The following is an 18,102-nucleotide window of genomic DNA, read 5'->3' as shown; positions in this document are numbered from 1 at the left end:
GTGGGAGTAAATCCCGCTCTTCCCTTTTCCGTTCACCCTGAGCGAAGTCGAAGGGCCCTGCTGAGCGGAAGCCAAGCGAACCTCGCTGCGCTCGGCTTCACCCTTCGACTTCGCTCAGGGCGAACGGTGAGAGGGTAGTCGGCGCGAGAACCGCTCGCCTCAGCCCTCACTGAGGGCAGCCACTAGGGCTTTCACCTTCTTCTGGCGCCATTGCGGGAGCGGAGCGATAAGCCAGTAGCCGGGGCCGTTGCGCGGTTCCCCAAGGGCGGCCACGCGGCCGGCGGCGATGTCCGCGGCCGCCAGCAGCGCGGGTACGCAGGCGCGGCCGAGGCCGTTGGCTGCGGCATCGATGGCGAGGCCGGCGTCGGCGACGCGGACGATGGCCTTGCCGTCATCGACCGGGCAGCCGGGCCAGGCGATGGGCGACTCCAGTCCGCCGCCATCGGGCGCGCCGACCGTGACGAAGCGCGGCTCGCCGAGGGCGACGCCCTCATGCTCGCCGGCACCGTCGGTCAGGCGCAAAGCGAGATCGAGATTGGCCTCGGTGAAATCGAGCGCATCGTCGGCAGCCACCAGCATGAACTGCACGCCTGGCTCCTGCGCCGCATAAGCGGCGAGGCGTGCGCTCAGCCATTTGGCGGTGAGATCGCGCGGGGCGGCGATGGTGAGATGCTGGCTGCTCTGCCCGGCCTGCATGGCACGGACCGATTCCTCGAGTTCCAGGAAGGCGCTGCGCAGTGCGGGCAGGCCAGCCTCCGCTTCGGGCGTCAGTTCCAGCCCGCGGGGCGTCCGGCGGAACAGCACGACGCCGAGCATATCTTCCAGCGCGCGGATTTGCTGGCCGACGGCGGCGGGTGTCACCGCCAGCTCATCCGCCGCGCGGGTGAAGGAGAGATGCCGCGCCGCCGCGTCGAATACGCGCAGGCCGTTCAGCGGCAGGTGGGTGCGCTTCATCCCGAGACCGCCGGCGCCTGAAGCGCGAAGCGGGGAATACGCACATCCAGCAGGCTGCCGCCGGCATCGAGCATCTGGTAGCTGCCTTCCATCCAGCCGGTCGGCGTCGAGAGCGGGCAGCCGGAGACATAATCATAGGCCGCGCCGGGATGGATCACCGGCTCCTCGCCGACGACGCCCTTGCCCTCGCGCTTGTAGAGCGCGCCGCGTCCGTCCGCGATGGTCCAGTGGCGCGTAAGCAACTGCACCGGGGCCTTGCGGCCATTCTCGATGCGGATGTGATAGGCCCAGAACCATTTGCCCATGTCCGGCTCCGATTGCTCGGAGAGGAAGTTGACGGACACGCGCACGGTCACGTCATGCGTGGTCTCGGCATAGGCGAAAAGGGCGTTCATCAAGGCATTCATGCTACGACCCGTCCTGTGTCCTGCCTGGCCCCGAGACCGACCCTACTCAAAGGCCGACAGCGGTCAATGCCTGATCCAGATCGGCGATGATGTCCTCCGGGTCTTCCAGCCCGACATTGATGCGCACCATGCCCTCGCCCACGCCGGCCTCGGCGCGGCCCTCCGGCCCCATATTATTATGGGTGGTGGAGGCGGGATGGCACAGCAGGGTGCGGGAATCGCCGATGTTGTTGGAGATGTCGCACAACTCCATCGCATTGAGCAGGGCCATGGCCTGCCCACGATCGGCAAGATTGAACGAGAAGATCGGCCCGGCGGCGCTCATCTGCTTCATCGCGAGATTGTGCTGCGGGTGGCTGGGCAGACCGGGATACAGCACATCGACGCCGCGCTGCTCCATGAAGCGCGCGACCTTGAGCGCATTCTCGGACTGGCGATGCGCACGCAGGTCCAGCGTCTCCAGACCCTTGAGCACAACCCAGGCGTTGAAGGGCGAGCAGATCGGCCCGGTGTTGCGCTGGAAAGGCGAGAGCACGCCGTTGATCCACGCATCCGTGCCGCAAATGGCGCCGGCGAGCACCCGGCCCTGCCCGTCCATCAGCTTGGTGGCGCTGTAGGCGACGACATCGGCCCCGAAATCGAGCGGGCGCTGGAGGACGGGCGTCGCGAAGGCATTGTCCACCACCGTGGTGATGCCATGCGCACGGGCAAGGCCGCAGACATGCTCAAGATCGACAATGTCCATCGTGGGATTGGCCGGCGTCTCGAAGAAGAACACCTTGGTATTAGGCTGGATCGCCTTTTCCCACGCATCATTGTCCCGCGCGTCGACCACGCTGTGGGTGATGCCGAAGCGGTTGAGGACATTGGAGAGAATCCAGCGGCACGAACCAAAGGCAGCGCGCCCGGCAACGACATGATCGCCCGCGCTCAGCATGCAGAGCAGCGCACTGGTCATCGCCGCCATGCCGCTCGCCTGCACCTTGCACGCTTCCGCGCCTTCCATCAGCGCGATGCGCTCTTCCAGCATCTGCACCGTCGGGTTCTGGAAGCGGGAATATTGCATCCCCGTCGCTTCCCCGGCGAAGCGGGCGGCGACTTCCTCCGCGCTGTCATAGGTATAGCCCGAGGTGAGGAAGAGCGCCTCGCTCGTCTCCCCCTGCTCGGAGCGCCAGGTGCCGCCGCGCACGGCCTGTGTTGCGGGCCGCCAGCGGCTGGTGCGGGAACGATCCTGTCCGGTTTGTCTCTTCATGACGTTGCCTTCTAGACCCTGTCAGGGGTCGGTCAATCCAATGGCGTCAGAGCGCCGCGAGCACGGCATCGCCCATGGCAGACGTGCTCATCGTGCCACCAAGGTCGGCGGTGCGGGCACCACCGGCCAGCGCCTTGGCCACAGCGGCCTCGATGCGATCGGCCGCCTGTGCCTGATCGAGCGAGAAGCGCAGCATCATCGCGGCGGAGAGGATCGTCGCCAGCGGATTGGCCTTGCCCTGCCCGGCAATATCCGGCGCGGAGCCGTGGATCGGCTCATACAGCCCCTTGCCGTTGGCATCGAGCGAGGCCGAGGCCAGCATGCCGATAGAGCCGACACACATGCTCGCCTGATCGGAGAGAATGTCGCCGAACAGATTGCCGGTCACGATCACATCGAACTGCCCCGGATTGCGCACGAGCTGCATGGCGGCATTGTCGACATACATGTGGGACAGCTCGACATCGGGATATTCGGCGGCAACCTCGATCACCACGTCGCGCCACAGCTGGCTGGTTTCCAGCACATTAGCCTTGTCCACCGAGCAAAGCTTGCCCCTGCGCGCCTGCGCGGCGCGGAAGGCGCTGTGGGCGATGCGGCGCACCTCGGCCTCGTTGTAGGACATGATGTCATAGCCTTCGCGCAGGCCGTCGGCAGTCTTGCGGATGCCCTTCTCGCCGAAATAGACGTCACCATTGAGTTCGCGGACGATCAGCAGGTCGATCTTCTCGGCGACTTCCTTGCGCAGCGTGGAGGCATCGGCCAGCTCGGCGAACATCTTTGCGGGGCGCAAGTTGGAGAAGAGCGTCAGCTCCTTGCGCAGGCCGAGAATGGCCTGCTCTGGCCGCAAGGCGCGCTCAAGCGAATCGCAATCGGGATCGCCCACCGCGCCGAACAGGATCGCGTTGGCGCGCTTTGCCAGATCGAGCGTAGCGGGCGGCAGCGGATGACCCTGCGCCTTGTAGGCCGCGCCGCCGACCGGCGCTTCCTCATAGGTCAGGCCGGGGATCGCCAGCGCATCGAGCACACGCTTGGCCTGCGCGGTGACTTCCGGGCCGATGCCGTCTCCGGGCAGGATCGCAACGAGCATGGGTTTCCCTTTCTCAATCTGAAGACGGGCGGTGGCTGCGAGACAGGCGCGCCGGCCCTGAGGATGTGGGCTGAGCCATTGCCTCAAGCAGGCCGGGTCACGCAACCGCTCTTTTGAGCCGTTCGATCAGCCGCTCGCGCGCGGCCAGCACGTCAGACCGGCGTGGATCGAACAGCGACTGGGCGAGGAAATGGCCGGTCAGGTCAAATCCGGCGAGAATATCCGGCCAGCCGGCTTCGCCGCCCTCGGTGAGGAAGCCGGGCAAGGGCAGCAACCGGTCGCGGTGTGTACCGGCCGCCGCTGCCGTCACCGCGCGCCCGGTGCGCGGGCTGACATAGGCCAACCCCTCGCGCGCGCCGGTGACGGCGCATTCCGCCAGATCGAGTCCGAAGCCCAGCTCGGCGAGCAGCAACAGTTCGTAGCGCACCAGCGCCACGGCCCAGCCACGCGCGGCGGGCGCGGCTTCCACCGCGTCGAGCACCGCGCCCAGCGCGGCGAAGAGCGCCGGATAGGGATGGCCTTCCGGCAGCGTAATCGCCGTGAAGGCGCAAGCCCAGTCTATGGCGGCGGCGGGCAGCGGCTCGGCGAGCAGCGGCCCCCGGCTATGCTCCAGCTCGGCCGAGAGGCTGGCGAGCTGATCGGCCGTGCGAGCGCGGAAGGTGCCCCGCACGATATTGCCGGGCAGCAGCACCGGGCGCATCCGGCTCGAGCGGCCGCCCTGCACATAGCCCGCGACCAGCCCCGCATCCGCCGTGAGCGCCCGCACGATCGCGCCATGCTCGCCATGCGCCCGAACGGCGCAGACGATGGCAGTGGCGGCGAGCGTGGACATGGGCGCTTATCTACCGGCTCGCCACCGGTTTAGCGATGCCGATCAGGCTGCAGCGATGATCGGCCCGAATTTGGCGGCGGTGAGGCTCGCCCCGCCGACCAGCGCGCCGTCGACATTGTCGGTGTGGAGGATATCCGCGGCGTTCTCGCCGCTCACCGAGCCGCCATAGAGGATGCGCATGGCATTGCCGGCATCCGCACCCAGCGCCTTGACGAGCGCGGCCCGCAGGGCGGCGTGCATGGCGGCGATCTGCGGCGGGGTGGCGACCTTGCCGGTGCCGATCGCCCAGACCGGTTCATAGGCGATGGTCAGCCATTGCGGATCGGCGCCCTCGGGCAGCGAGGCGACAAGCTGATCGGCCACGAAGGCGTGCGCCACATCGTCGCCCTGCTCGCGCGTATCGAGCGTCTCACCCACGCACAGCACCACCGAGAGACCGCCCTTGTGCGCGGCGAGCGCCTTGGCGGCGACATCGGCATTGCTCTCCTGCTGATATTGCCGCCGCTCGCTATGCCCGACCAGCGTGCCGCGCGCGCCGGCTTCGGCCAGCATGGCGGCCGAGAGATTGCCGGTATAGGCCCCGGCCTCCGCCTGATGGCAATCCTGCGCGCCGATGAGCACGGCGCCGCCAAGCGGCGCGGCGGCCGCGATGAGGGTGGCCGGGAGATAGAGCGCCACATCGATATCGTTGCGGGCGGCGGCAAGCTCGGCAATGGCGGATACCTCGCCAAGCTGCCCCTTGAGGCCGTTCATCTTCCAGTTGCCGGCGACGAATTTGCGGCGGACGGTCATAGCTTCACTCTCCTGCACAGGTGATCAATGATCTGGCGGCCCGGATGAACGGGCAGGACGGCTTTGTCCAGCCGGCACCGCATGGCTGCGGAAGCCCCATGGACAGCCGAGCGCGCAAAGGCTTGATGCCGTCGGACGCCCGCCCTAAAGCAGCCCCCAGCCTTTCGCCGCCTTTCTGGACAAAGACCCCATGCAGATTTTCCGTCGTCTTCTCGGTTCGAAATTTGGCGGCCTGTTCGCAATCGGATTTCTCGCGATCATCGCCTTTGCCTTCATCGCCGGCGATCTCACTGGCAACAACGTCAGTTTCGGCGGGAGTTCCAAGACGGAAGTCGCCAAGATCGGCGACCGCCCGTTGACCGTCGCCGAGTTGCAGAGCCGCACGCAGATGGTGTTCGAGCGGCAGCGGCAGGAAAATCCCGCGCTGACCATCGACCAGTTCCTGGCACAGGGCGGCCTCAAGCGCGTGGCCGACGAGCTGATCTCCTCGCGCGCGCTGATTGCCTATGGCGAGAAGCACGGGATGCGGGTGAGCAAGGCGCTCATCGATGCGGAGATCGCCCGCAATTCCGCCTTCACGGACGCGACCGGCAATTTCAGCGAGACGGTATTCCGCCAGATGCTCGCCCAGCAGCGCGTCTCCGAGCAGGATCTGCGGGACGATATTGCCGCGCAGATCATCCAGCAGCAGCTGCTCCAGCCGGTGGGCGTGGGCACCAAGGCGCCGGCCAGCATGGTGCCGCCTTATGCCGCGATGCTGATCGAGGAACGCGCCGGCGAGATGTTCGCGATTTCCGCCGCCAGGTTCGCGCCGCAGACCGCGCCGACCGAGGCGCAACTGCAGGATTATTACAAGCAGCATGGCAGCCAGTTCGCGATTCCCGAGCAGCGCCAGCTGCGCTACGCGCTCGTCAATCTCGCCCGGTTCGAGCCCCAGGCGACGCCGACCGACGCGGAAATCGCCGATCTCTACAAGAGCCGCCAGAGCCAGTTCGCCGGCCGCAAGACGCGCGATTTCAGCCAGCTGATCCTCGCGACGGAAGCGCTCGCCAAGGACGCCGCCGCCAAGGCGAAGGCCGGCCAGTCGCTGCAGGATGTCGCCAAGAGCCTCGGCCTCGCCGCCTCACGCGTCGATGGCGTGGACGAGAAGCAGCTTGCCACGCAGATGAATGCGGAGATCGCCAAGGCCGGCTTCGCCGCCGCGCAGGGGGCCATCGTCGGTCCGGTCCGCTCGCCCGCGGGCTGGGCAGTGCTGCGCGTGGAAGCCCAGCGTGACGTGCCCGGCAAGACGCTGGCCGAAGCGCGCGAGGAACTGTCCGCCGAAGTGCGCCAGATCAAGGAGCGCCAGCTCTTCAGCGAATTCCTGAACGATATGGATGGCCGCCTGGGCGCCGGCGCGACGCTGACCGACATCGCCAAGGAGCACAACCTCACCATCGTCGAGACGCCGCTGATCGTGCGCAACGGCCAGTCGCTGCGCGACCCGGCGTTCAAGCCCGACGCGACGCTGCAGGCGCTGCTCGAAGGCGGCTTCGCGGCGCGGCAGGATGACGATGCGCAGATCGTGCCGGTAAAGCCCGACGAGGAAGCCGCGCTGCTGACCGTGGCCGAAGTGGTGCCCGCCGGCCCGCCGCCCTTCGCGCAGGTAAAGCCCGCTGTGGAAGCCGCCTGGAAGCTGGCGCAGGGCGTTGGCAAGGCGCGCGAAATCGCCACGCAGCTTGCGGCGCAGTTGGGCAAGGGCGCCGAACCGGGGCCGCTGCTCGCCAAGCTCGGCATCGCCGACGCGCCGCGCCAGCCGCTCTCTGCGCGCCGCGCCGACATCAACCAGCAGGGCGGTCAGATCCCGCCGCCGCTGAAGGCGCTGTTCAGCATCCGTCAGGGCGGTACGCAGATGGTACCGCTGGAGAATAATCAGGGCTTCATCGTCGTGCGCCTGGACAAGATCACGCAGAATGATCCCACACAGGTGCCCCAGCTGATGCAATCCACTGCGGCCGGCCTCAGCAATGTGCTGGGCGGGGAATATGCGCAGCAGTTCGTCACAGCGATCCAGCAGGAGCTGGGCGTCAAGCGCAGCGAGGCGGCCATGGCGGCTGTGGAGCAGGAACTGCGCCGCGCCTATGGCGGCAGCGCGGAATAAGGCGGACCCGTTGACCATCGCGCAGGACAGCATCGACGCCGCACGCGCGGCCCTCTCCGCCGGGCGCTCCGCGCTCGTGTGGGCACGGCTGATCGCCGATACCGAAACGCCGGTCTCCGCCGCGCTCAAGCTGATCGAGCCGGAACGGGGCGACTTCATTCTCGAATCGGTGGAGGGTGGCGCTGTACGCGGGCGCTACAGCCTGATCGGCATCGCGCCGGACCTCGTGTTTCGCGCCACTGGGCGCAGCGCCGAGATCAACCGCGACTGGCGGACCGACCGGACCGCCTTCACGCCGCTGGAGAGCGATCCGCTCGCCGCGCTGCGCGATCTGGTGGCGGAATGCCGGGCAGACGTCGACCCGGCGCTGCCGGCTGCGCTCGCCTGCCTTGTCGGCTATTTCGCTTATGAGACGTTCGGCCTGGTCGAGAAGCTGCCGCGTCCCGCCGACAATGGCCTCGGCACGCCAGACATGCTGTTTGTGCGCCCGACGGTGGTACTGGTGTTCGATCGGCTGGCCGATGCGCTCTACATCGTCGCGCCGACCTGGGCCGACCGGCTCGGCACCGGCGAGGCCCCCATCGACGCGCTGATCGATACGGCTGTAGGGCGCATCGAGGATGTCGCGGCGCAGCTCGCCCGGCCGCTCGCCGCGCAGACCAGTCAGGCCCCCGCCATCGATCTGGACGCGATCACGCCGACGCCGGTGATGGCGCCGGGCGCCTATGCGGAGATGGTGAGCAAGGCCAAGGACTATATCGTCGCGGGCGACATCTTTCAGGTCGTGCTGGCACAGCGCTTCACCACCCCCTTCCCGCTTCCGCCGATCGACCTCTACCGGGCGCTGCGGCGGATTAATCCCTCGCCCTTCCTCTATCATCTCGATCTGCCCGGCTTCGCGCTCACCGGCTCCAGCCCGGAGATTCTGGTCCGTGTGCGCGATGGGGAAGTGACGATCCGGCCGATTGCGGGCACCCGCCCGCGTGGCAAGACGGCCAGCGAGGATGCTGAGAATCGCGATTCGCTGCTCGCCGATCCCAAGGAGCGCGCCGAGCATCTGATGCTGCTCGACCTGGGGCGCAACGATGTCGGCCGCGTCGCCAGCGCCGGCTCGGTGAAGGTGACGGACAGCTACACCATCGAATTCTACAGCCATGTGATGCACATCGTCTCCAATGTCGTCGGCAAGCTCGACCCGAAGCACGATCCGCTCGATGCGCTATTCGCGGGCTTCCCCGCCGGCACGGTATCCGGCGCGCCCAAGGTCCGCGCCTGCGAGATCATCGCCGAGCTGGAGCCGGAAACGCGCGGGCCTTATGCGGGCGGCGTCGGCTATTTCTCGCCGGATGGAAACATGGATAGTTGCATCGTTCTGCGCACCGCGCTGGTGAAGGACGGCGTGCTGCACGCGCAGGCCGGCGCGGGCATCGTCGCGGACTCCGAGCCGGCCTATGAACAGCGCGAATGCGAGCACAAGGCCGGCGCGCTGTTTGCGGCCGCGCGGGAGGCCGTGAAGGTCGCGCAGGACGGCCGCTTCGGGCAGTAATAGCCTGTTCTCAGCAGTGTCGTGCTCCTGCGAAGGCAGGAGCCCAGGGCGGGTAGGGTCGTCCGTTGCGCCCTGGGTCCCTGCCTTCGCAGGGACACGAAGGTTCTCAAATACCCCGATCAGCCCTCTGACCGCGCGACAAACGCCCCCTTGGCACGATCCTTCACCACCTGATCCGCACGGAACACCGTGCCATTCATGGTGATATAGACGCCCGGCGGGGCGATCTGCGCCGTCGCGAAGGCCATGCCGAGATTGAAGGTGGCGTCGCTCTCGGAAAAGCGCGCCGGGGCCAGCGCGCCCACCAGCACGATGGTCTTGCCGGCAATGCCCGCCAGCGCGGCGGCCGTGTCCGTCATCGTATCCGTGCCGTGGGTGATAACGATGCGCTCGGCGGGCGAGGCCGCAACCCGTGCCGCGATCAGCGCGCGATCATCGGCGGTCAGCTCCAGACTGTCCTTGCGGCCCACTTCCTCGATCTCGACCGGCAGCTTCACCCGCGCGATCTCCAGCAGGCGCGCGAGGATCGACTCGCCGATCTGATATTCGCTCAGCGCATCGAAATAGAGCTTGTCGATGGTGCCGCCGGTGGTGAGCACATGGATGCGCGGGTCTTGCTGGGTCATGCCCGCGCTTATAACCGGTCGGTGCGGCCTTGTCCCGCTTGCGCGGTGGAGCGCCGGCCCGTAGAAGCCGGCCATGATCCTCGTCATCGACAATTATGACAGCTTCACCTGGAATCTCGTCCATTATCTGATGGAGCTGGGCGCCCAGGTCGAGGTGGTGCGCAACGATGCCATGTCGGCCGGACAGGCGATGTCCTCCGGTGCGGAAGCCTTTCTGCTTTCGCCCGGGCCCTGCACGCCCAATGAAGCCGGGATCAGCCTCGATCTCGTCGCGGCCTGCGCCGATGCCGGCAAGCCCTTGCTCGGCGTGTGCCTGGGCCATCAGACGATCGGCCAGCATTTCGGCGGCAAGGTGGTGCGTGGCGGCCTGATGCACGGCAAGACATCACCGGTCACCCATGACGGCACCGGGCTATTCGATGGCCTGCCCTCGCCCTTCACCGCCACGCGCTATCACTCGCTGATCGTCGAGGACATTCCCGATTGCCTGCTGGTCAATGCCACCAGTGAAGATGGATCGGTGATGGCATTCCGCCACGCGAGCCTGCCCATCCACAGCGTGCAGTTCCACCCGGAGAGCATCGCGACCGAGCACGGCCACGCGATGCTGGCCAATTTCATGCGCCTCGCCGGAATGCCGGTGACGGCCCGCGCAACGGCCTGACCCGAAACCGTTCGTCCCGTTTGAGGGAACGCCCATTTATCTCCCACGTTGGTCGGCCATCATGCGAATGCGCCGCAACAGTGGAGAACATAGGTGAAAATCGACCCTGCGGCCGCGCTCGCCTTGGCCCTTCTACTAGCGGCCTGCAGCGGTCGCGATGATGCGGCCAATCAGCATCCCGATGAGCCTGCCGTCCAGCTGATCGCCCACCCCGGCTCTCAGGCCGCCAAGGGCAAGGCAGCACTGAATCTGACCGAACGCGAACTGCTCGATGCCGAACTGGTTGATACCGACGGCACGGAGCTGGGGGACGTGATCGCCCTGAAGCGCGGCCCGGGCGGCGCTGTCGAGGGACTGGTGATCGCTGTCGAAGGGAGCGGGCCCGAGCAGCATGTCTATCTCCCCCTCGATGGTCTTGCGCCCCTGCGCGAGGGCGATGACTGGACGATCGTCACCAGCCTCACCCCTGCGCAGATCGCCGCGCTGCCCAAGGCCGATCCTCACCCACCGACCGGCCAGCCCGCAGCTGCCACCGCCGGTTCGGCGCCGTCTCACCAAGCAGCCAACGTCCGTTAAGGGCAAGCGTCGGCCAGGTCTGGCGCCCGCGACAATCCACCTAATATTAACGCCGGGCTGATAGAACGCCCCTGTCCGATCCCGGTGCGGCTGCCATGGTTGCCGCTTGTTCACGCTCCAGCGGCGAGTTAATAGGTGCCACAAAGTACGACGAGCCGATCCATGTTGCTCGACAAGATGAGGGGGATGTTCAGGCAGCCAATGGCCGGGCATATACTGGCCGCAATCTTCCCGCCGCACATGTAATGATTTGTAGGCATCTTGCCTCGCCCACTGCTTTCTAGGATGACAGGCTCGATCGGGGGATCGCCGGGCCTTCAACCGAGAACCGATTTTTACCACTTCACGCTTGTTCTGGAGACTATGGATGTCACTGCTGAGGAACGTCTCGCTCGTTGCGCTCGCTTCCCTTTCCCTCACGATCGCCGGCTGCGAGAAAAAAGCCGAAGGTCAGGTCGTGGCCGTGGTCAATGGTGAGGAAATCACCCTGACCGAACTGAACGCCGAGATCGCCGATCTCAACGTCCCTGCCAGCGCCGACAAGGACATGGTGCGCAGCCGCGTGCTGCAGCGCATGGTCGACCGCCGGCTGCTGGTGCAGGCCGCCAAGGAAGCCGGGCTGGACCGCGACCCGGAATATCTGACGCAGGAGCGCCGGATGCGCGAGCAGCTGCTTGTCAATCTGTACGGCCGCAAGACGATGGACACGGTGAAGGTCCCGGACAACGCTGCCATCGACAAATATATTAGCGAGCGCCCGAACGCCTTCGCGCAGCGCAAGCGCTTCGCCCTTGAGCAGCTGCAGATGGACCCGCCCTCCAAGCCGGACGGCCTCAAGGAGCTGGAAACCGCCAAGACGCTCGATGAGGTCGCATCCCGCCTGACAGCCATGGGCATCGCCTTCGAGCGTGGCCGGGGCTCGCTCGACACCGCCGTGATCGATCCGCAGATGCTCGCCCGCATCGAGGCGCTGCCCCCGGGCGAGCCGTTCATCGTGCCGGCCAATGGCAAGCTGGTCGTGAGCGTGATCACCGGCAGCGAAGCGACCCCGGTCCCGCAGGAGCAGGCCCGCCAGATTGCCGCGCAGGCCATGCGCAACGAGGAGCTGAACAAGATCGGCGAATCGCGCCTGAAGGAAGCCAAGGCCAAGGCCAAGATCGAGTATCAGCCGGGCTATGCACCCAAGGACGATGCCAAGGCCGCCGGCGCCCTGCCCGCAGCCGGCAACGCCGCGGCGCCCGCCGCCAAGTAACGGCGAGGCGTTTTCCGCACGATATGAGGGGAGGAGGCACCAGCCTCCTCTCCACCCCCTCGAAGCGTCGACGCGCCAGTCGCCAGACGCGGGAATGAAGGCATGATGACCCTCGACTCTCTGGCTTGGCTCATCATTGCCATACCCGTGCTCCTGCTGGCCGTGCTGGCCGTGGAGCTGGCCCTGGGCCTGATCGCCGGCCGCCCGGCAAGGCCGCGCACTGCCGCCCCCCACAGCGCCATCATCCTCATGCCCGCCCATAATGAGGCCGCCGGCATTGCCCGTACCATCGCGCTGCTCCAGCCGGCGCTGGATGTGCATATCCACCTCATCGTCATTGCCGACAATTGCACGGACGACACCGCCGCCGCCGCGCGCGCGGCTGGGGCACAGGTTATCGAGCGCAATGACCCGAGCCAGCGCGGCAAGGGCCATGCGCTGGCCTTCGGGCGGGACTGGATCAAGGCCGCGACCGACGCCCCGCCGCCGGATTGTATTGTCGTGCTGGACGCCGACTGCGAAATCGACGGAGCGTCTCTGCGCGCGCTGATCGACGAGACCTGCGTCCTCCAGCGCCCGGTGCAGAGCTGCTACCTGCTCCGCTCGGCCGCCGATGACGGGGCGATGACGCAGATTTCCAACTTTGCGATGCTCATCAAGAATCGCGTTCGCCAGCGCGGCGCCTCTGTTCTGGGATCGCCCGCCATTCTCGGCGGCACCGGCATGGCCTTTCCCTGGGCGCTGATCGAATCGGCGCCGCTCGCGACGAGCCACCTGGTCGAAGACCTTGTGCTCGGCCTCCATTTCGCGCGATCGGGCGCAGCGCCCCGCTATCTGGAGGCCGCGACGACCTGGAGCGACCCTGCGAGCCAGAGCGACACGCTCACACAGCGGGCGCGCTGGGAGCATGGCTATATCCAGACCGCCCTGCAGCAAGGCGCACCGGTCATGCTTGAGGGTATCGCCAAGGCCAAGCCGAGCCTCGCCTGGTTTGGCCTGAGCCTGCTCGTACCGCCGCTGGCCCTGTTGATGAGCCTGAGCCTGATGGCGCTTGTGGTGAGCGCCGGGCTCGCGCTGCTGGGCGCCACCACTGCCGCGCCTGCTACGCTGGCGGGTCTGTTGACGCTGGTCGCGCTGCTACTGGCCCTCGCCTGGATGCGCGACGGGCGCGACACGGTCTCGGCGGCAACGCTGGCGCGCATCCCGCTCTACATTCTGTGGAAAGTCCCCGTCTATCTGCGGCTGGTCAAGAAGCGCGAGACCGAATGGGTGCGCACGCGCCGCAAAGGCGAGTGATGAAGCGGGGCGCTAAACCGGTGCCCTGAACCGCTCAATAGCCTCGCATTGATGATCTTTCAACTTGCATTGGCCGCCGCAAAGCGCGCTATGATGGCGCAACGCCAGCGGGTGAAGGAGAGGTCATGACGGGGACGAGCGAAGCGACGAGCGCGCGCGGCTGGGGCGGGTTCCTGCTGATCCTCATCGCGCTGATGGTCGAAGGTTTCGACTTGCAGGCCGCAAACTTCGCTGCGCCTTCCATCCTGGAGGACTTTGGCGTCAGCCGCGCCGAGATCGGACCGCTGCTCTCCGCCAGCCTGTTCGGCGTGCTGATCGGCGCCGTGTTCATCGGTCCGCAGGGCGACCGGCTGGGCCGCCGGACGATCCTGATCAGTTGCTGCATTGGCTATGGCATCATGTCGCTGGTGGGCGCGCTGGCGACGAACCTCACGCAACTCATCGTGCTGCGCTTCCTCATTGGCATCGGCCTTGGCGCCGTGCTGCCCAATGCGTTGGCGCTGGCCGGCGAACTGGCGCCGCGCAAATATCTCGCGCGGGCGACGGCGCTGGTCGGCATCGGCATCACCTTTGGCGGGGTTCTCGCCGGGATCGCCGCCGCCAAGCTGCTTGCGCCTTATGGCTGGCAGAGCTTGTTCATCCTCGGCGGTCTCCTGCCCATCGCGATTGCGGCGCTGCTGTGGATCGGCCTGCCGGAAAGCCCGGTCCTCAACCGCGCACAGACCCATGCGCCGGGCGAGCGCGGCCTTTCGGCCATCCTTTCCCCCGCCCAGCGCGCCCGCACGATCGCGATCTGGATCATCTTCGCGCTGGTGCTGATGGTCGTCTATCTGGTGAGCGGCTGGGTGCCCCTGCTGGTCAAGGATCAGGGCTATTCGACGACCACCGCCTCGTGGATCGCCACCGGCACCCATGCCGGCGGCGTGGTCGGCGGTGTGGTCGCCAGCCTGTTGCTGGTGCGCCGCAACTGGTCGGTCGTGGCGCTGTTCGCAGGGCTTGGCGCGCTTACCTTGGCGATCATCACCGTGCATGATTGGGGCATTGTCGGCCTCACCGTGTTGCTCGTGCTGGTTGGCCTGTTCAGCACCGGCACGCAGAATGGCCTCAATGGCTCGTGCGGCGCCACCTATCCCTCGACCATGCGCGCCTCCGGCCTTGGCTGGGCGCTCGGCATGGGGCGCGTTGGCTCGATCGCCGGGCCGCTGGTCGGCTCGCTTGCGGTGCTGCTCGGCCTTTCGGCGCCGCGCACCTTCTTCATCCTGCCGGTGATTCCGCTGGTGATCGCGGCCGCGCTGGCGCTCTGGCTCGCCCGCCGGATCGGCCCCGCCGCGCCCGAGACCAGCGCTCAGGACAGCCCGGCTCCCCTTTCCGCCCCCATCATGGAGACTGCCCGATGACGAAGATGCGCAAGATCGCCACCGAAGAAGCCTGGTCGATCCCCGAGGTCGCCCATGCCCTGCGGGATGTGACGCGCGGGCCATCGCAAAGCCTCGACAAGCTGCTCGTCGGCGGCATCTACGATCCGCCCGAAAACGCGACCGGCTATGCCGCGATGAACTTTCTCGATGGCCTGCTCGATATCGAGGAAAAGCGCCTGCCGGAAATGGACGCGCTGGGCGTGGACATGCACCTGCTCTCGCTCACCGCGCCGGGCGTGCAGATGTTCGATGCCGACACCGCGACCGATCTGGCCGCGCTCGCCAATGATCGGCTGGCCGAGATCTGCCGCAAGCGCCCGGACCGTTTCGCCGGCCTCGCCAGCTTCGCCCCCCACAGCCCCAAGCGCGCGGCAAAGGAAATGGAACGGGCGATCAATGATCTGAAGCTCAACGGCTTCATCCTCAACAGCCACACCCATGGCGAATATCTGGACGATCCCAAATATTGGCCCTGCCTCGAAGCCGCCGAAGCGCTCGATGCCTGCATCTATATCCACCCGCGTGCCGCCTCGGATACCCTGAAAGGCCCGCTGCAGGATTACGGCATGGACAGCGCTATGTGGGGCTATGGCGTGGAGGTCGGCACGCATGTCGTGCGGATGATGGCCAGCGGCGTGTTCGATGCCTTCCCCAAGCTCAAGATCTGCATCGGCCATATGGGCGAGGCGATTCCCTTCTGGATCTGGCGCATCAACTTCATGAACAGCCGCGCCCAGAAGATCAGCCGTGCGCCGAAGACGAAACTGAGCATCGCGGAATATTTCCAGCGCAACTTTGTGGTGACGACCAGCGGCGTCGAGGACCCGCTGGCGCTGCGCTACACCATCGACAAGCTCGGCATCGATAATGTGCTCTGGGCAATTGATTACCCCTATCAACCGCAGCAGCCGGCAGTGGATTTCATGGATGCGGCGCCGGTGACGGAGGCGGAGCGCCACGCGCTGTACCACGGCAATGCCGAGCGCATCTTCCACATCGCGCCGCTCACCGACTGACGGCGCTCATTGAGCGCAGGAAAAAGGGCCGGGCGTCATCGACGTCTGGCCCTTTTTTGCATCTTTCAATCCGATCAGAAGTCGACCGAGAGCGACGCTTTGTAGGTGCGCGGCGCGCCCTGCAGGAGTTGGGGGCTGAACGCATCGAAGGCGGAAGCCCAGTACCGCTCATTGGCGACATTATCGACGTTGAAGCGGAAGGTGACCGGCCGCGAACCCAACACCGCGACATAGCGCGCGCCAAGATCGACGCGCGTCCATTCTGGCAGGCGCAGGGTGTTGGCATTGTCGGCCATCTGCTTGCCGGTGTGGACAACGCGCCCGGTGAGCGTGAGGCCGGGGACAAATGCGGTGTCCCACTCGAGTCCGGCATTGACGAGATAGTCCGGAATGCCCGGCACGCTGTTGCTTTCATTGACGCCATTCAGCGTCTCGCGGAACTTGGCTTCATTCACCGAGGCACCGGCAATGAGGTACAGGTCCTTCGTCAGTTCGCCATCCAGCGAGACCTCAATGCCCCGATTTCGCTGCTTGCCATAGGCGCCGTAGCGCAGCAGCCCCGACCCTTCCGGATCGGGAATCGCATAAGCGCTGGGCTTATCGGTCTGGTAAAAGGCAAGTGAAGCCGCGATGCCGCCGATGTTGAGCTTGCCGCCAAACTCATATTGGGTGGACTTGAACGGCGCCAGCACCTCGCCACGATTGATGACGGTCGCCTCGTTCGGCGCGGTGGCGCCGCGCTGCAGGCCCTCGATGCGGTTCGCGAAGAGCGACAGGCCCTCCACCGGCTTGATGACGAGACCAGCGACCGGGGTCAGCTCGCTTTCGTCATAGGTGGAGGTGAGAGCGCCGCCGAACGCAGAATAGCTCCTGCTCTTGATCGCCTGAATGCGAACGCCGCCGGTGAGCAAAACGCGGTCATCCAAGAAACCAAGCGTGTTGGATGCGAACACGCTCGCCAAACGACTGCGCTCGATCGGGAAGGGATCGTCAAGATTGCCGCCAACCGGGAAAGAAAGCGTCGAGGACCGGGGAAGCACGACCGGATTGTAGATATTCGTTGTGCCACTCGACGTATAAAACGCATAGGCGTTACGATTGGTGAGCCAGTTCACCGAGCCGCCGATATTGGCTTGACTGCTCACGACATCATTGCCGAACTTGGCGCGCAGGCCGGCCTGAACGCTCTCATTGTTATCGGTGCGGGGGATGTACGAACTCGAATAATCGGCAGCGCCGGTGACGGCGTCCGCCAAGACGATGCTGCCGTAGATGCCATGCTCGCTGCTGTCGCGCGCGCCGGCCGAGGCATAAAACAGCACGTCGTCGGCGAGGTCATATTCCAACTTGGCGATGCCGAAAATGTCGCGCGCCGTGGTGTAGGTCCATGGCTGGGCATAATTGGTGTCGGGCGCGGGTACGGCCGGAATGGCGCCAGCGAAACGCAGCTTGGGCCGCAGGCCGCGCACATGCATCCGCTGATAGGCCACATCCAGCGACATGCGCAGCGGCCCGGAACTATAGTCGAACGCGCCGCCGACCAGATAGGTGCTGCGGAACTCGTCGTCGATAGCGACATCGCCGCGACGGGCCACGGCATTCAGCCGCACGCCGAACGCACCGTCGCCAAAGCGCTGGCCAACATCGAGGCTGCCGCCAAAATGCTCGCTGGAGGTATAATTCAGCGTCGCGCGCTTCAGGCCGTCCGCCGTCGCCCGCTTAGGGACGAGGTTGACGCTGCCGCCCAAGCCACCACCACCGGGCGCCGCGCCGTTGAGGAAGGCGCTCGCCCCGTTCAGCACCTGCACTGACTCGTAAAGCTCCGGCGCGACGAGCTGGCGGGGGACGATGCCGTACAGGCCATCAAAGCCGACATCGTCGCTGGCCAGCGTGAAGCCGCGAATGACGAACACTTCCTGGGCGTTGCCAAAGCCGTAGGTCGTGCGGACCGAGGGATCGTTCTCCAAGACCTGTCCCAGCGTCTGCGGCTGCTGGTTGAGGATGAGCGCCGCGTTATAACTCTTCACGCTGAACGGCACATTCTCGGCCGGCTGATTACCGAGCACGCCGACGCTCCCCTCACGGCTGACCTGCGTGCGATTCTCGCGCTGCGCCGTGACGATGATCTCGCTGGCCTCCTGCGCCGCGGCAGGCATGGCCACCGCGGCGACCGAGGCAATCAGCGCGGCTTTCAGAATTTGGCTGGAACGATGGAAATTCATGCTTTTTCCCTTTGAAACG

Annotated in this window: 16 protein-coding genes; 8 read left to right on the top strand and 8 right to left on the bottom strand. The window is 66.2% G+C overall.

What is annotated here, in order from left to right:
- Window positions 1-159: 159 nt before the first annotated feature.
- The 6 genes from M2335_RS04285 to tpiA all read right to left on the bottom strand — a co-directional run bounded on the left by M2335_RS04285 (window position 160) and on the right by tpiA (window position 5,327).
- The gene (locus M2335_RS04285; RefSeq protein WP_264571256.1) at window positions 160-954 is read right to left on the bottom strand and encodes a LysR family transcriptional regulator; all 795 of its coding nucleotides are present in this window, start codon (window positions 952-954) and stop codon (window positions 160-162) included.
- Window positions 951-1,349 (bottom strand): Co2+/Mg2+ efflux protein ApaG, encoded by a 399-nt coding sequence (gene apaG / locus M2335_RS04280; protein ID WP_181560583.1) that lies wholly within the window; start codon window positions 1,347-1,349, stop codon window positions 951-953. Before apaG ends, M2335_RS04285 begins: the two co-directional genes overlap by 4 nt.
- Window positions 1,350-1,407: 58 nt before the next feature.
- The gene (gene metZ / locus M2335_RS04275) at window positions 1,408-2,613 is read right to left on the bottom strand and encodes an O-succinylhomoserine sulfhydrylase (RefSeq protein WP_181560584.1); all 1,206 of its coding nucleotides are present in this window, start codon (window positions 2,611-2,613) and stop codon (window positions 1,408-1,410) included.
- Window positions 2,614-2,659: 46 nt separating this feature from the next.
- Entirely contained in the window at window positions 2,660-3,703 is a 1,044-nt protein-coding gene (gene leuB / locus M2335_RS04270) for a 3-isopropylmalate dehydrogenase (RefSeq protein WP_264593891.1), read from the bottom strand.
- Window positions 3,704-3,800: 97 nt separating this feature from the next.
- Entirely contained in the window at window positions 3,801-4,535 is a 735-nt protein-coding gene (recO, locus tag M2335_RS04265; RefSeq protein ID WP_264585723.1) for a DNA repair protein RecO, read from the bottom strand.
- A 42-nt stretch (window positions 4,536-4,577) separates the two neighbouring features.
- Window positions 4,578-5,327 carry a triose-phosphate isomerase gene (tpiA, locus tag M2335_RS04260; RefSeq protein WP_264585724.1) on the bottom strand — a complete coding sequence of 250 codons (750 nt, stop codon included), beginning with the start codon at window positions 5,325-5,327 and terminating at the stop codon, window positions 4,578-4,580.
- A 190-nt stretch (window positions 5,328-5,517) separates the two neighbouring features.
- Between tpiA and M2335_RS04255 the strand changes: the two genes are divergently transcribed.
- On the top strand, window positions 5,518-7,467 hold the full coding sequence (locus M2335_RS04255) for a peptidylprolyl isomerase (protein ID WP_264593890.1): 1,950 nt from the start codon (window positions 5,518-5,520) through the stop codon (window positions 7,465-7,467).
- 10 nt (window positions 7,468-7,477) lie between these two features.
- Entirely contained in the window at window positions 7,478-9,013 is a 1,536-nt protein-coding gene (locus tag M2335_RS04250) for an anthranilate synthase component I family protein (RefSeq protein ID WP_264593889.1), read from the top strand.
- Between the two features lie 119 nt (window positions 9,014-9,132).
- Here the strand turns inward: M2335_RS04250 and M2335_RS04245 are convergent, their stop codons facing one another.
- Window positions 9,133-9,639 (bottom strand): asparaginase, encoded by a 507-nt coding sequence (locus M2335_RS04245; RefSeq protein ID WP_264593888.1) that lies wholly within the window; start codon window positions 9,637-9,639, stop codon window positions 9,133-9,135.
- A gap of 73 nt (window positions 9,640-9,712) precedes the next feature.
- Between M2335_RS04245 and M2335_RS04240 the strand changes: the two genes are divergently transcribed.
- The 6 genes from M2335_RS04240 (at window position 9,713) to M2335_RS04215 (ending at window position 15,861) form a co-directional block, all read left to right on the top strand.
- Window positions 9,713-10,303 (top strand): anthranilate synthase component II, encoded by a 591-nt coding sequence (locus M2335_RS04240; RefSeq protein WP_264593887.1) that lies wholly within the window; start codon window positions 9,713-9,715, stop codon window positions 10,301-10,303.
- 93 nt (window positions 10,304-10,396) lie between these two features.
- Entirely contained in the window at window positions 10,397-10,879 is a 483-nt protein-coding gene (locus M2335_RS04235) for a PRC-barrel domain-containing protein (RefSeq protein ID WP_264593886.1), read from the top strand.
- 367 nt (window positions 10,880-11,246) lie between these two features.
- Window positions 11,247-12,131 carry an EpsD family peptidyl-prolyl cis-trans isomerase gene (locus M2335_RS04230; RefSeq protein WP_181560593.1) on the top strand — a complete coding sequence of 295 codons (885 nt, stop codon included), beginning with the start codon at window positions 11,247-11,249 and terminating at the stop codon, window positions 12,129-12,131.
- 102 nt (window positions 12,132-12,233) lie between these two features.
- Window positions 12,234-13,427 carry a glycosyltransferase family 2 protein gene (locus tag M2335_RS04225; RefSeq protein WP_264593885.1) on the top strand — a complete coding sequence of 398 codons (1,194 nt, stop codon included), beginning with the start codon at window positions 12,234-12,236 and terminating at the stop codon, window positions 13,425-13,427.
- 125 nt (window positions 13,428-13,552) lie between these two features.
- Window positions 13,553-14,824 (top strand): MFS transporter, encoded by a 1,272-nt coding sequence (locus M2335_RS04220; protein WP_264593884.1) that lies wholly within the window; start codon window positions 13,553-13,555, stop codon window positions 14,822-14,824.
- Window positions 14,821-15,861, top strand: coding sequence for an amidohydrolase family protein (locus M2335_RS04215; protein ID WP_264593883.1), 1,041 nt, complete (start codon window positions 14,821-14,823; stop codon window positions 15,859-15,861). Before M2335_RS04220 ends, M2335_RS04215 begins: the two co-directional genes overlap by 4 nt.
- A gap of 74 nt (window positions 15,862-15,935) precedes the next feature.
- Here M2335_RS04215 and M2335_RS04210 read toward each other — a convergent pair whose 3' ends face one another.
- A complete protein-coding gene (locus tag M2335_RS04210) occupies window positions 15,936-18,083 on the bottom strand; it encodes a TonB-dependent receptor (RefSeq protein WP_264593882.1) in 2,148 nt (715 codons plus the stop codon).
- Window positions 18,084-18,102 lie beyond the last annotated feature (19 nt).

Origin of the sequence: Sphingobium sp. B12D2B (genome assembly GCF_025961775.1) — a bacterium.
Taxonomy (GTDB): Bacteria; Pseudomonadota; Alphaproteobacteria; order Sphingomonadales; family Sphingomonadaceae; genus Sphingobium.
This window is presented reverse-complemented; position numbering and strand designations above follow the sequence as displayed.

Excerpts from the sequence above, each read along its gene's own strand:
- M2335_RS04245 (WP_264593888.1), bottom strand. The coding sequence starts at position 9,639 with ATGACCCAGCAAGACCCGCGCATCCATGTGCTCACCACCGGCGGCACC.
- metZ (WP_181560584.1), bottom strand. The coding sequence starts at position 2,613 with ATGAAGAGACAAACCGGACAGGATCGTTCCCGCACCAGCCGCTGGCGG.
- M2335_RS04225 (WP_264593885.1), top strand. The coding sequence starts at position 12,234 with ATGATGACCCTCGACTCTCTGGCTTGGCTCATCATTGCCATACCCGTG.
- M2335_RS04255 (WP_264593890.1), top strand. The coding sequence starts at position 5,518 with ATGCAGATTTTCCGTCGTCTTCTCGGTTCGAAATTTGGCGGCCTGTTC.
- M2335_RS04230 (WP_181560593.1), top strand. The coding sequence starts at position 11,247 with ATGTCACTGCTGAGGAACGTCTCGCTCGTTGCGCTCGCTTCCCTTTCC.
- M2335_RS04240 (WP_264593887.1), top strand. The coding sequence starts at position 9,713 with ATGATCCTCGTCATCGACAATTATGACAGCTTCACCTGGAATCTCGTC.
- M2335_RS04215 (WP_264593883.1), top strand. The coding sequence starts at position 14,821 with ATGACGAAGATGCGCAAGATCGCCACCGAAGAAGCCTGGTCGATCCCC.
- apaG (WP_181560583.1), bottom strand. The coding sequence starts at position 1,349 with ATGAACGCCCTTTTCGCCTATGCCGAGACCACGCATGACGTGACCGTG.
- M2335_RS04210 (WP_264593882.1), bottom strand. The coding sequence starts at position 18,083 with ATGAATTTCCATCGTTCCAGCCAAATTCTGAAAGCCGCGCTGATTGCC.
- recO (WP_264585723.1), bottom strand. The coding sequence starts at position 4,535 with ATGTCCACGCTCGCCGCCACTGCCATCGTCTGCGCCGTTCGGGCGCAT.
- tpiA (WP_264585724.1), bottom strand. The coding sequence starts at position 5,327 with ATGACCGTCCGCCGCAAATTCGTCGCCGGCAACTGGAAGATGAACGGC.
- M2335_RS04220 (WP_264593884.1), top strand. The coding sequence starts at position 13,553 with ATGACGGGGACGAGCGAAGCGACGAGCGCGCGCGGCTGGGGCGGGTTC.
- leuB (WP_264593891.1), bottom strand. The coding sequence starts at position 3,703 with ATGCTCGTTGCGATCCTGCCCGGAGACGGCATCGGCCCGGAAGTCACC.
- M2335_RS04285 (WP_264571256.1), bottom strand. The coding sequence starts at position 954 with ATGAAGCGCACCCACCTGCCGCTGAACGGCCTGCGCGTATTCGACGCG.